The organism is Streptomyces sp. yr375 (assembly GCF_900110755.1).
GTDB lineage: Bacteria > Actinomycetota > Actinomycetes > Streptomycetales > Streptomycetaceae > Streptomyces.
This window is the reverse complement of record NZ_FOFF01000024.1, coordinates 37,053-50,359: the sequence shown is the minus strand read 5'-3', so window position 1 is coordinate 50,359 and position 13,307 is coordinate 37,053. Positions and strand designations below refer to the sequence as shown.

Annotated in this window: 10 protein-coding genes; 4 read left to right on the top strand and 6 right to left on the bottom strand. The window is 70.4% G+C overall.

Going from position 1 to position 13,307, the window contains the following annotated elements:
* The first annotated feature begins 76 nt into the window (after positions 1-76).
* The 3 genes from BMZ82_RS23165 (at position 77) to BMZ82_RS23155 (ending at position 5,934) form a co-directional block, all read left to right on the top strand.
* Positions 77-3,343 (top strand): VCBS repeat-containing protein, encoded by a 3,267-nt coding sequence (locus BMZ82_RS23165; protein ID WP_143098896.1) that lies wholly within the window; start codon positions 77-79, stop codon positions 3,341-3,343.
* A 175-nt stretch (positions 3,344-3,518) separates the two neighbouring features.
* Positions 3,519-4,286 carry an intradiol ring-cleavage dioxygenase gene (locus tag BMZ82_RS23160; protein ID WP_093778946.1) on the top strand — a complete coding sequence of 256 codons (768 nt, stop codon included), beginning with the start codon at positions 3,519-3,521 and terminating at the stop codon, positions 4,284-4,286.
* A 532-nt stretch (positions 4,287-4,818) separates the two neighbouring features.
* The gene (locus BMZ82_RS23155; RefSeq protein ID WP_256252061.1) at positions 4,819-5,934 is read left to right on the top strand and encodes a terpene synthase family protein; all 1,116 of its coding nucleotides are present in this window, start codon (positions 4,819-4,821) and stop codon (positions 5,932-5,934) included.
* 110 nt (positions 5,935-6,044) lie between these two features.
* On the opposite strand, the gene BMZ82_RS23150 is transcribed toward BMZ82_RS23155, so the two are convergent.
* The gene (locus BMZ82_RS23150) at positions 6,045-6,704 is read right to left on the bottom strand and encodes a DUF4360 domain-containing protein (protein ID WP_093778807.1); all 660 of its coding nucleotides are present in this window, start codon (positions 6,702-6,704) and stop codon (positions 6,045-6,047) included.
* Between the two features lie 302 nt (positions 6,705-7,006).
* On the opposite strand from BMZ82_RS23150, the gene BMZ82_RS23145 reads away from it, so the two are divergent.
* Positions 7,007-7,813, top strand: coding sequence for an intradiol ring-cleavage dioxygenase (locus BMZ82_RS23145; RefSeq protein WP_093778805.1), 807 nt, complete (start codon positions 7,007-7,009; stop codon positions 7,811-7,813).
* On the opposite strand, the gene BMZ82_RS23140 is transcribed toward BMZ82_RS23145, so the two are convergent.
* The 5 genes from BMZ82_RS23140 to BMZ82_RS23120 all read right to left on the bottom strand — a co-directional run bounded on the left by BMZ82_RS23140 (position 7,800) and on the right by BMZ82_RS23120 (position 13,301).
* Entirely contained in the window at positions 7,800-9,929 is a 2,130-nt protein-coding gene (locus BMZ82_RS23140; RefSeq protein ID WP_093778942.1) for an MMPL family transporter, read from the bottom strand. The genes BMZ82_RS23145 and BMZ82_RS23140 overlap by 14 nt on opposite strands.
* A 29-nt stretch (positions 9,930-9,958) precedes the next feature.
* Entirely contained in the window at positions 9,959-10,879 is a 921-nt protein-coding gene (sigJ, locus tag BMZ82_RS23135) for an RNA polymerase sigma factor SigJ (RefSeq protein WP_093778803.1), read from the bottom strand.
* Between the two features lie 128 nt (positions 10,880-11,007).
* The gene (locus BMZ82_RS23130) at positions 11,008-11,469 is read right to left on the bottom strand and encodes an RrF2 family transcriptional regulator (RefSeq protein WP_093778801.1); all 462 of its coding nucleotides are present in this window, start codon (positions 11,467-11,469) and stop codon (positions 11,008-11,010) included.
* Positions 11,466-11,708 (bottom strand): hypothetical protein, encoded by a 243-nt coding sequence (locus tag BMZ82_RS23125; RefSeq protein WP_093778799.1) that lies wholly within the window; start codon positions 11,706-11,708, stop codon positions 11,466-11,468. The genes BMZ82_RS23130 and BMZ82_RS23125 overlap by 4 nt, the downstream gene beginning before the upstream one ends.
* Positions 11,709-11,786: 78 nt before the next feature.
* Positions 11,787-13,301, bottom strand: a complete 1,515-nt coding sequence (locus BMZ82_RS23120) for an arabinosylfuranosidase ArfA (protein WP_093778797.1) — start codon at positions 13,299-13,301, stop codon at positions 11,787-11,789.
* Between the last annotated feature and the right edge of the window lie 6 nt (positions 13,302-13,307).

The following is a 13,307-nucleotide window of genomic DNA, read 5'->3' as shown; positions in this document are numbered from 1 at the left end:
CGGGTCGCGGTGTACTGTTCGGCGTCGCGGCCCAGGTCAAGGGCTCGCAGGCAACGGACTCCGGGGGGATTCGCCCATGCCAGAAACATCTCGAAGACAGCGCCGGACGCGCCGGAACAGGCGCTCCGCGGGCTCCGCGCTCGTCGCGGTACTCGTCGGCGGGGCACTCGGGCTGACGCCGGTGACACCACTGACGACTCCGGTGGCGCAGGCCGCGGACTCGACCACCTCGGCCGCGGACGCCGAGCAGGACGCCCTCCGGCAGGCCGCCGAGACCGGCGAGCCCGTGGAGGTGGCGTCCGAGCGCACCGAGACCAGCGAGACGCACGCCCTGCCCAACGGCAACTTCCGCCACACCCAGCACTCGCTGCCCGTCCGGGTGAAGCGCGAGGGCGTCTGGACGCCGGTGGACACCACGCTCGCCGAGACGGCGGGCCGGATCCGGCCGAAGGCGGCGCCCGGCCGGGTCACGTTCTCGGCGGGCGGCGACAACCGTCTCGTCACCCTGTCCGACCGGGGCGGCGAACTCGCCCTGACCTGGCCGACGGCGCTTCCCGAGCCGGTGCTCGACGGCGCGACGGCGACCTACCGGGAGGTCTTCCCGGGCGTCGACCTTGCGGTGAAGGCGAGCCTGGACGGGTTCAGTCAGGCGCTGATCGTGAAGACGCCCGAGGCGGCCGACCGCCCGGAGCTCACGGAGATCGACTTCGGCCTGCGCACCGAGGGCCTGGACCTGCGCAAGGACGCCGAGACGGGCACGCTCACCGCGGTCAACGCGGCCGGCCAGACCGTGTTCGCCTCCTCCACGGCCCGGATGTGGGACTCGTCGGGAACGACGGAGGAGGCGGCGGCCCCGGTCAAGGCACCGGCGGCGGCCTCGGCCGCGAAGTCGGCACAGTCGGCGACGTCGGCGCAGTCGTCCGGCGCGGCGAAGTCGCTGTCGTCCCGCACGGCAAGCACGGCAAGCACGGCGACCACCACCGCCGAGACCACCGACACCACAGGGCCCGCCACAGGCCCCTCCGACGGCCCCGCCGCCGATCCCTCCCCGCTCACCCCGGGCACCAAGAGCAGCGAGGTGGGCGTCGAAGTCGGCGCGAACCACCTCTCCCTGACGCCTGATCAGAAACTGCTCGACGCCCCGGACACCGAGTTCCCGGTCTACATCGACCCGCGGATGACCGGTACCCGCGAGGCCTGGACGATCGCCTACAAGCCGCACCCGACCAGCAGTTACTGGAACGGCACCGGCTGGGACGGCGGTACGACGAGCGAGGCGCGCGTCGGCTACGAGTCGTCCACGGGCGGCACGGCCCGCTCCTTCTTCCGCGTGGGTTCGAAGTTCCTGGCGGGCGTGAAGGTGATCGACGCGCAGTTCCAGATCACCGAGACGCACTCCTGGTCCTGCACGGCCAAGCCGGTCGAGCTGTATCTGACGAACCCGATCAGCTCGTCGACCACCTGGAACAAGCAGCCGACCTGGTCGACGCGCCAGGACAGCCGCAGCGTCGCGCACGGCAACGAGACCTTCGGCTGTCCGAACGCGGCGGTCGACTTCAACGCCAAGGACGCGGCGGTCAAGGCGGCGGCGAACAAGTGGTCGAACATCACCTTCGGTCTGCGCGCCCCGCAGAGCGCGGAGGACAACAAGGACGAGTTCTCCTGGAAGAAGTTCAAGCCGGACGCCAAGCTGATCGTCGAGTTCAACCGCCCGCCGAAGGCCCCGTGGGCGCTGGACACCATCCCCAGCACCAAGGTCGGCACGAACGAGTGCGGCAACGGCTCCTCGTACGTGACGGTCGGCAACACGGACGTGACGCTGACGGCGCAGGTGTGGGACCCGGACGGCGGTTCGGTCAACGTGCAGTTCCACCTGTGGGCGACCGGCAAGCACGCGGTGTCGCCGGGGATCATCTTCGACAAGCGGGTGAAGGTCACCGTCAAGTCGACCGACTCCAAGGGCGCGCAGGCGCGGATCGTCGTGCCCAAGGCGCTGCTCGACCAGCACAAGGGCGCGAGCGGTGGGCAGTTCTCGTGGAAGGCGCAGGCCGAGGACACCGCGGACGCGGCGTTCGCCTCCGACTGGACGCCGACGGCGGGCGCGGCCGGCTGCCGGTTCGGCTTCGACCCGAACGCGCCGAAGGTGATGCCGACGGTCGGCTCCAAGGACGACGTGTATCCCGAGACGACGCCCGACATCGAGCCGGTCGAGGGCGCGTTGGCGCGCACCGAGGGCACGTTCGAGTTCGGCGCGAACGGTGTGTCGGACACCACCGAGTACCTGTACAGCCTGGACCGCACCCCGCCGAGCGGTTCGGCCAAGCCGACGGCCAAGGGCGGCCCGGCGCAGGCGAAGGTCACCCCGCTGACGCCGGGACCGCACACGCTGTACGTGCGGCTGGTGGACGTGGGCGGCAACCCGGGCCCGATCTATCCGTACCGCTTCTACGTGAAGAGCCCGGGGGTCACGGACAAGCCCGGTGACGTCAACGGGGACGGCATGCCGGACCTGTTCGCCGTGGACGGCTCCGACAACCTGCGGCTGTACGGCGGGACAGGCGGCGGCAAGCTGGCGACGACGCTCCCGTTGTCCTCGGGCGGCGGCTGGAACGGCGCGCTGCTGACCCACCGCGGCGACTGGACCGAGGACTTCTACGAGGACCTGGTGGCCCGCCGCTCCGACGGCAAGCTGTGGCTCTACCCGAACAGCGGGCAGGGCGAGTTCACCGAGGACACCAAGCAGGAGGTTTACGTCTTCCCGGACCCGGAGACGGAGGTGGCGACGGACACCGCCGCCATCAGGCAGATCGTCTCGGTCGGTGACATCACGGCCGACGCCGAGGCGAACTACCCGGACTTCGTGGCGGTCATCGGCGACCAACTCTGGTTCCTGCCGGGCAGTTTCAGCGGCACGCTCGACTCCGGCTATCTGATCGGGAACGCGGGCTGGAGCGGGATGCAGCTCGCCTCCCCCGGCGATGTGGACGGCGACGGCTTCACCGACCTGATCGGCCGCAACACGGCCAACGGCGACGTGTGGCTGTACCACGGGCGCAGTCCGGGCGACGCGGACGGCGACGGGGTCTCCGACGGCGGCACCGACCCGGCGTCGCTGGGCGCGGGCTCCAACAGGACGGCGTACGCGACGGGTTGGACGACGGCGGCCCGGCCGCTGCTCACCGCCTCGGGCGACTCCAACGGCGACGGCGTCTCCGACCTGTGGACCACGACCGCCACCACCTCGGCGGGCCTGGACTTCGTACCGGGTCGGGCGAGCGGGCTCGTGGGCACTCCCGTCTCGGTCGGCACGACCGGCTGGCAGGCGATGAAGCTGCTGTCGTGACAGCCGCGCGGTAGGCGAGGAGGAGGCCGGTCGTCCCCTGGGGCGACCGGCCTTCGCCGTTCCCGCTGTGGATCTACTCCCTTGTCCTGCAAGAGACTTGACGGAACGTCACCTTATTTCTCTGACAGTCTCCCGACAGGCTCTCGACAGGAACCGCCCCTACGGTGCCGTGTTCATGACAGACACCTCAGAAACGCGCACCCCCGTCGCACGCCGGACCGTTCTCGTCGCCTCGGGGGCGACCGCAGCGGCCCTGGCCGTAGGCGCCGCTGCCACGTACGAGGCCCCCACCGCCGAGGCGGTCGACGCGGCTCCGGTCGCCGCCGCGGCCGTCTGCACCCTCACGAAGGAGATGACCGAAGGCCCCTACTACCTCGACGGACAGTACGTCCGCGCCGACATCACCGAGGGCAAGGCCGGCGTCCCGCTGAAGCTGACCCTCACGGTCGTCGACGACGACACCTGCGTCCCGCTGAGCAACGCGCTGGTGGAGATCTGGCACGCCGACGCCCTCGGCGAGTACTCCGGCTTCGTCGGCAGCAACGGGCACAGCGAACCGGACGACGGCACCTTCCTGCGCGGCGGCGTCCTCACCAACTCCAGCGGTGTCGCGGCGATCACCACGATCTACCCCGGCTGGTACCGGGGCCGCTGCATCCACATCCACATCAAGGTGCACACCGGCGTCACGCTCACCTCCGACGGCTCCTTCACCGGCGGCCAGGAGGTCCACACCGGGCAGCTCTTCATCAACGAGACGATCACGACCGCCGTCGCGAAGGTCTCGCCGTACTCGACGAACACGGTCGCCCTCACCACCCTCGCCCAGGACTCCATCTACGACGACGGGGGTGCCGCGTCCGGGCTCATGACCCTGACGGCGCTGGGCAGTTCGACGTCCGCCGGGTACGCGGGAACGCTGACCCTCGGCGTCGAGCGCTGACCCGGGCCTGACCCTCATCGGGTAACTCGCGCACTTTCAGCCTTATCTGACTGGGCGTCATCGACACTGCGGTGGCGTCCAGTCGGCGTGTCGCGGACGCTCAAGCCCTGGAACGCGCCGATCACCCGCTGGCTCGGATGTGCTGGTCGGCGGTTCACCGACGCCCTTCTTCCCTCCACCCTCACTCAGTTCGATGAGACACATGTGCGACCGCGCAAGGTCGTCGAACCGGCCCGTCCCGGTCGCGTCCAGGTTTCGTCCAGTTTCGGTCACTTGGCCTTCGCGGTGCCTCTCACGTGCCCGGCTATGGATCGCACGGCGCGTCGATCTCGCCGAAGGCCCGTTTCCACGCCCGCCGGGGCGGCGAAAACACGGCCCCACCCAAGACCGGACGGCCTGTCTCTTCCCGCCCGAAATGACATGCTGCTGAGGTGGTGGATACTGCTGTGAACGGGCAGGACTGGAGAACGGTCGCTGTTGTGGCCAGAACCAGCCATTCCCTGAAGCGGCCTGTTACCGCACCATAAGACGCATGAATAGCGACACTTCCACGCGGGAATTGTCAGTGCCGAGTGTGTTGTGCCCGTTTCCGGTCACATACGACGAGGCGGCGGCCGCCAAGGCGGACGACGAGATCGTCTCCTGGGCGCTGGGCCTCGACCTCTTCCCGGGACAGCGAAGCGAGCTGAGCGGGTACCGGTTCGGCACGTTCGCGGCGCTGACGCATCCGGACGCCGTCGACCACGACCACCTGATGCTCGCCGCCCGCAACATGACCGCGCTGTTCGCCGCCGACGACCACTACTGCGACGAGGGCATCGAGGGCGTCCGGCTCGCGATGAGCGCCTCGCGGCTCGCGGGGGCGCTGACCGCGCTGGAGAACGGTCCCCGGCTGTCCGACTGCCCCTCGACCGAGGACTTCGTCGGCAGCGACCCGGTGACCAGGTCGCTGCGCCTGACCGCCGAGCACCTCACCCGCCTGGGCACGGCGACGCAGGTGGGCCGGCTGCGCCACGAGACGATCGCCACGTTCCTGGCGATGGCGGCGGAGAACTCCTGGCGCATCGCCGGGCACGTGCCCGAACCCGCCGAGTACATGGCGCATCGCAAGTACAACGGGGGGATGGCCTGTCTGGTGCTGATCGACGTGGTCGGCGGCTACGAACTCACCGCCCGCGACTGGGAGGAGCCCGGCGTCCGGTCCCTGTCGCTCGCCGCCTCGCTCATGATCATGCTGGTGAACGACCTGTATTCGGTCGCCAAGGAGAGCGAGGACATCGGCAGCCACAGTCTGCCGACCGTGCTGTCCGCACGCCACGGCTGGTCCCTCGAGCAGAGCATGCGCGCGACCGGCGAACTCCACGACCGTCTCATGTGCGCGTACCTGCGCATGGAGCCCGAGGTCGCGCGCGGAGCATCGCCCGAACTCGCCCGCTATCTCACCGGACTTCGGCACTGGATGCGGGGCAACCTCGAATGGCACACCCTCACCGGTCGCCACAACAACCGCGAGGGACGCCCGACGCCCAGGACGGGACCGCTGGGCCCCACCCATGACCTCACCGAGGTGCGCCCCTCGACCGCCGCCGGCCTGTGCCCCCACTGCGGGGACGACCACCACCAGGACGCGGCCACAGCGGTGGCGTAGGGCGGTCAGGGGGCAACGGCCTGCCGCGTGGGCCGACTTCGCGGTCCACGCGGCGGGGTGAAGGTGACCCTAGGGCCGGGACCGGCCCACTCGGCCGGCTGCTTGGCCGGCTACTTGGCCGACTTGGCGGGGCACTCCTGCCAGGCCATGTGGTAGACGGTGCTGAGGTCGCCGTCGGTCGAGTCCATGGTCATGAAGCTGACCTTGTTCGACGGCGATGAGCCCGCGTTCACCCGGACCTCGGTGTTGATGTTGAAGTTGCGCTGAACTCCACAGGGAGCCCACACGAGTTGGGCCCAGTCGGTGACGTCGGACGCCTGCCAGTTGTCGTTGTACGCGCCGGTGAAGTTGTGGTTCTTGAACACCGTCTGCGACGAGCCCTGGAAGTAGTACGAGGACCGCTGCAAGGCGGTCGCGCCGCGCTGGAGCGAGGCGTAACCGCGGTAGTCCGCCTTGGCGATGGCGTAGGTGAAGCCCGAGGGCACGTGGACGACCAGGTTGAGCTGGCAGTTCTTGCGGAACGCCGTCGGGTTGGAGTCTCCGCCGACCTGCGCGAGGTAGTCGCTGTAGGTCACGGTGAAGGCGGTGTTGTCCTCGGAGACGGCGACCGCCGCCGTACCCGCGGGACAGCCGGAGCCGTTCACCGTCGCGACGTTGATGACGATCTTGTCCGGGGGCGGGTCGACGAACCCGGTGGACGGGTTGTGCGCGGGAACCGCAGCGGTCAGCAGAGCGGCTACAGCGCCGCCCAGGAGCAGCCCACTTGCCATGGTCTCTCCCCTTCGTTCGTTTCGGTGGGGGGTGGAGGTGCCCAGCTCCGCGCACAGCAACTTTGTGAAGGATCAATGGGGTTGCTGTGAAGAAAACAGGGCGCTCGCATCGTAAGGAGAGCACCGCGACGCGCCCAGGTGGAAGTCCGGCCATTCACCCTGGCCCGTTCACACGTCACCCGGCACAATGCCCGAACTTGCCCGTAAACAGCGGGAGTTGACCGCTGGTGACCGTTGGATCCCCAGGTCTCGCACAGCGCAGCGTTAAGGATTTCCTCAGATTCGCTCCTAGCTTTCTCGGCATGACGGAAAACAACAACAAGCACCGGCTCGACACATCCATGAAGCGGCGGCGGGTGCTGATCGGCGGTAGCGCGGTCGCCGCGGCCGGCGGGCTCGCGGTTGCCGGGTTCGCCTCGGCCGATACCCCGGGCGGGGGCACGGGGGTGTCCGCCGAGGTGAAGGCGTCCACGAGCGCCTCTGCGAGCAGCGGTGTCTGCACGCTCAACGCCGAGGTAACCGAGGGCCCTTACTCGCTCGACGGCGCGCTCGTCCGCGAGGACATCCGGGAGGACAAGGAGGGCTTCGAGGTCCAGTACACCTTCACCGTGGTCGACCAGGCCAACGACTGTGCGCCGCTCGCCGACGCCCTGGTGGAGATCTGGCACTGCGACGCCCTCGGCGAGTACTCCGGCTTCGTCGGCGGCAACGGACACACGGAGGAGGACAACGGCACCTTCCTGCGCGGCGGGCAACTGACCGACGCGAACGGCCAGTGCAGCATCACCTCGATCTGGCCCGGCCACTACGTCTCGCGCGCCGTCCACGTCCATATGCGGGTGCACACGGAGGTGACGCTCACCGACGACTCGTACACCGGCGGCGAGGTCATCCACACCGGTCAGCTCTTCTTCGACGCCGACATCAACGAGGAGGTCCAGGCGACCTCGCCGTACTCCACGAACACCACCAAGGAGACCGCCCTCGCCGACGACAGCATCTACGACGACGGAGGGGCGTCCTCCGGCCTCCTCACCCTCACCGCCCTCGGCACCAGCGTCTCCGACGGGTACAAGGCGACGCTGACGGTCGGCGTCAACTCCGCCTGATCTCAACGCCGTTCACAGGCGGCGGCGGTCCGACAGCCGTCGCCTGTGAGCGGAACAGCGCGCCCGGCCACCACATCCAGCGGCCGACGTCCAGGGTCAGCGCCGTGACCAGCACCGACCGGACGACCAGGGTGTCCAGCAGCACCCCGAACGCCACCACGAACCCCAGCTCGGCCGCGAACACCAGCGGCAGCGAGGCCATCGCCGCGAAGGTGCCGGCCAGGACCAGGCCCGCCGAGGTGATCACGCCTCCGGTGGCGGACAGGCCCGTCAGCGCGCCGCGCCGGGTGCCGTGCGCCGGCGCCTCCTCACGCACCCGGGTGACCAGGAAGATGTTGTAGTCGATGCCCAGCGCGACCAGGAACACGAACGCCAGCAGCGGGAAAGAGGCCTCCGCCCCGGCGAAGTGGAAGACATGGTCGAAGACCAGGGCGCTCACCCCGAGGGCCGCTCCGTACGACAGGACGACCGTCGCCATCAGCAGCAGCGGCGCGACGATCGACCGCAGCAGCAGCGCGAGCAGCAGGAACACCGTGACCAGGACGATCGGGATGATCACCCGGGAGTCGCGGGCCGCCGCTCGCTGCGTGTCGACGACGATCGCCGTGCTGCCGCCGACCTGGGCGTTCGCGCCGTCGATCGCGTGGACCGCGGTCCTGACCCGCTCGACGGTGCGCATCGCGGCCCCGCTGCTGGGGTCGTCCGTCAGCTCGCCGAGCAGCATGGCCTCCCCGTCCTCGACGATCGGCGTCGAGACGGCGGCCACTCCCGGCACCCCGGACAGCGCGGCCCGCACCCGCTGCGCCGAAGCCGCCTTCGCCACGACATGGACGGGGTCGCCCGACCCGGCCGGGAAGTGCCGGGACCGGATCTCCTCGCCGACGGCCATCGGCGGCCTGCCGGTGAACTGGTCCGTGTTCGCCAGCCCGTCGGCCTTGAGCCCGAACGCCCCGACCGCCATGACCCCGAGGACGAGCGCGGTGCCGACCCACACGGCCCGGGGCCGCCCGGAGACAGCCCTGCCCACCCGGTCCCACACCCCGCCCCCGCCCCCGCCCTCAGTCTTCACGGCCGTACCGGTCGTTCCGTACGACGGTGTCAGCGGCCAGAAGATCCAGCGGCCGCAGACGACCAGCAGGGCCGGCATCAGGGTGACCATGGCGAGCAGGCCGACGAGGACGCCGACGGCGCAGGCCGGTCCGAGGCTCTGGGTGGAGTTGAGGGTGGCCAGCGTCAGCAGGGTCAGGCTGACCGCGACGGTCGCGGCACTGGCGACGATCGCGGGGCCGCAGCGGTGCAGGGCCTCGGCCATCGCCGCGTGCCGGTCCTCGCGTCGGCGCAGTTCCTCCCGGTACCGCGAGGTGAGCAGCAGCGCGTAGTCGGTGGCGGCCCCGAACACCAGCACCGTCAGAATGAAGCTGGTCTGCTTGTTGACGACGAGTCCGGCGTTCCTCGCCAGCAGGTAGATCACCGCCTCCGAGGTGACCAGGGCGGTGCCCGCGGTCAGCAGCGGCAGCAGGGGAAGCACCGGGCTGCGGTAGGTGAGCAGCAGGATGAGGACCACGACCGACGCGGTGATCGTCGTCAGGGCACCGCCGCCGCCGAAGGCCTTGATCGAGTCCGATGCGTAACCGGCCGGTCCGGTGACATGGAACCCGAGGCCGGGTTCGGCGTTGCGCTCGCCGACCTCGTTCAGCGCGTCGACGACCTCTCCGATCCCCTCCCAGCCCCGCTGGTCCTTGTGGACCTGGACGACCGTCTGGACCGCCTTGCCGTCCCGCGCCGGCGTCGGGCCCTGCGGCTCCCCGACGACGTTCTCGATGCTTCGGAAGGCCTCGGCGTCGGCCCGGGCCCTGGCCAGGTCGGCCGGGGTGACGCCGGTGGGCCGGTCGTAGACCACGATCGCGGGCAGGGTGTCCGCGAGCTGGAACCGCTCAACCCGTTCGACGATCCTGGTCGACTCCGCGTCGGCGGGCAGCCAGGCCGCGTTGTCGTTCTGCTCGACGTCGCCGAGCCTGCCGGCCAGCAGGAGCGCCGGGACCAGCAGGGCCGCCCAGAGCGCGAGGACGACCCACTTCGTCACCCGGCCGCCGGGCAGGGACGCTAGTTTTCGCATGGTGTGCGTCATGTCCTTTGCCTCGGGCCTCAGTTGACGTGAACGAGCTTGTCGGGGTTGGCGACGGTGTAGATCCCGCACACCCGGTCGCCGTCCGGGGTGAGGTCGAGGACCAGGACGGCGTAGGGGGCGTCACCGGCGAACAGCACGGCCGACGGGTCGCCGTTGACCCTGCGGTAGCCGACGGCGAGGCCCGTGCCGGAGCGCGGGGCGAGCGCGGCGAACAGGCGGGCGACCTTGTCCCGGCCGTGGACGGGGTGCAGGCCCGCCGCCCGGCTCTTGCCCCCGCCGTCGCTCCACAGGGTGACCTCCGGAGCCAGGATCTCCAGGAGCGCGTCCAGGTCACCGCCGAGCGCGGCGGCCAGGAAACGTTCCGTCACCTGCTGTCGGACGTGCGGGGCGGGCTCGTAGCGCGGGCGTCGGGCCTGGACGTGCTCGCGGGCGCGGTGGGCGAGCTGGCGGATCGCCGCGGGGCTGCGGCCGAGGATCTCCGCGATCTCGGTGTGCGGGTAGCCGAACACCTCGTGCAGGACGAACACCCCGCGCTCCAGCGGGGTCAGCGTCTCCAGGACCACCAGCAGCGCCATCGACACCGACTCGGCGCGCACGGCCGTATCGGCGATGTCTGCGATATCTGCCATGTCGGAGACCAGCGGTTCGGGCAGCCACGGCCCGACGTACGTCTCCCGGCGGCGGCTGAGGGCGGCCTGGTGGGCGAGGGCCCGGTTGACCGCGATCCGTACGAGATAGGCGCGCGGGTTCTCGATCGGCTCGGCGCTGGACGCCCGGTCCGTGGGCCTCTGGTTCCTGGCCGTCCACGACAGCCAGGTCTCCTGCACCACGTCCTCGGTGTCGGCGATGCTGCCGAGCATGTTGTAGACGATGGAGAACAGCAGTTCACGGTGGGCGCTGAAGGTCTGTGTCACCGAGTCTGGCGGGGTGTCGGACATACGTGGGGCCTCCCGTTGCGGACGTGTTCCGAACCGAGAGCGCACCAGGCGCCCGGAGTGTGACATCCACTCCCGACATGTGACCTACATCGCAAGCCGCACGACAGGTTTCGTATGCCTTACGGGGGTTACGGGTTCTCCCAGGCCGCCGGTTCCGCCGCCAGTTCCCGTACCGGGGCCGGGAGTTGGCCCGCCGCGATGTCGGCGATCGTGACGCCCTCCAGGATCCGGCGCACGTTCGCCCGCAGCGCGATCCACAGCGGGAGCAGGGGCTGCGCGGAGCCCGTGTACGTCAGGCCGGTCGGACGTTCGCCGCGGACGGAGACGATCGGGCCGTCCACCGCCCTGATCACGTCCGCGACCGTGATCTCGGCCGGGTCGCGGGCCAGCCGGTAGCCGCCGCCCCCGCCGCGCCGGCTGTCGACGATCCCGCCGCGCCGCAGGTCGCCGAGGATCCCCTCCAGGAACTTGTGCGGGATGTCCTGCTCGGCGGCGATCGACTCCGCCTTCACCGGGTCGCCGCCGCCGCGCCGTACGGCGAGCTCCAGAACCGCCCGTACCGCGTAGTCCGCCCGTGCCGAGATCCTCATGGCCCCATTGTGGGGTCCGCCGCTCGCGGGGGCCGCTGCTCCCGCTTCTCCCGGGCCCGCAGCGCCGCCCACAGCACGGCCCACGCGGGGACCAGGTACCAGGGCAGCGGCCAGGCCGTACGCCACCAGCCGGCGCTCGGGGAGACGACGGCTTCGACGGCGGCGGACGCCATGGCTGCGGCCAGGGTCCAGCACAGGAGCCTGCCCGCCCACCGCGCCGCCCGGCCCGGACGGTTCATGCCGCCAGTGTGCGGCAGGCGGCGCGGTGATCGGAAGCTCTGTGCCCCGCGCCCCGCGCCCGGTGCCCTCAGGCCGCGCTACGCCAGCCTGATCACGTTCCACGACATCGGTTCCAGGGTCGCCGTGAGCGTGCCGCCGTCCGTCAGCGCCGTGCCCTTCGCCGGGTGCGGGGCGACCCGCTCGGGGTCGGCGAGGGTGTTGCGGGCGTCCGGGTCGGCGTCGGCGAGCACGCTGTGCTCCACGACCGACGTCAAGTCCAGCCCGCTCAGGGCGACTTGGAGGGGCAGCGCGTCGCTGCGGCTGCGGTTGACGGCGAAGACGGTGACGGTGCCGTCGTCGGCGCGGACGGCGGTGGCGTGCAGCAGCTCCGCCTCGCCGTACTTCTTCGTCTCGTACGTCGGCGAGTCCACGCGTACGTCGAGGACCGTGCCCCGGCCGTACTTCGAGGCCTGCGCGAACGGGAAGAACGTCGTCTGCCGCCACGCCGGGCCGCCCGGCTCGGTGAGGATCGGGGCGATCACGTTGACGAGTTGGGCGAGGCAGGCGACCGTCACCCGGTCGGCGTGCCGCAGCAGCGCGATGAGGAGCGAGCCGAAGACGACCGCGTCCATGACGCTGTAGTTGTCCTCCAGCAGGCGGGGGGCCTCCGCCCAGTCCCGCGTGGCGGAGTCCTCGATCGCGTGCCACTCCGAGATGTACCAGACGTTCCACTCGTCGAAGGAGAGGTTGATCTTCTTCTTGGACTTGAGCTTCGCGCCGATGTGGTCGCAGGTGGCGACGACGTTCTCGATGAACGACTCCATGTCGACGGCGGAGGCCAGGAAGGAGTCGACGTCGCCGTCCTGCGGCTGGTAGTAGGCGTGCAGGGAGATGTAGTCGACCAGGTCGTAGGTCTCCGTGAGGACCTTCGCCTCCCACTCGGCGAACGTCGGCATGGACTGGCTGGAGGAGCCGCAGGCGACCAGTTCCACGGACGGGTCCATCTGGCGCATGGCGCGGGCGGTCTCGGCGGCCAGCCGGCCGTACTCCTCGGCCGTCTTGTGTCCGGTCTGCCAGGGGCCGTCCATCTCGTTGCCCAGGCACCACAGGCGGATGCCGAAGGGGTCCTTGTCACCGTGCGCGACCCGCAGGTCCGAAAGGGCGGTGCCGGCCGGGTGGTTGGCGTACTCCTGGAGTTCGAGGGTCTCCGCGACGCCGCGCGTGCCGAGGTTGACCGCCATCATCGGCTCGGTCTGCGGGCCGAGCCTGCGGAGGAAGGAGATGTACTCGGAGAGACCGAAGCGGTTCGTCTCCGTCGAGCGCCAGGACAGGTCGAGGCGGCGGGGGCGGTCTTCGGCGGGGCCGACCGAGTCCTCCCACTTGTAGCCCGAGACGAAGTTGCCGCCGGGGTAGCGGATGGCGGTGACGCCGAGTTCGCGGACGAGGTCGAGGACGTCCGTGCGGAGGCCCTCGGCGTCGGCCGTGGGGTGGTCCGGTTCGAAGATGCCCGTGTAGACGCAACGGCCCAGGTGTTCCACGAAGCTGCCGAAGAGGCGGGGGTTCACTTCGCCGACGGTGAAGGCGGGGTCGAGGGTGAAGCGTGCGGTTCGCATGGGCGC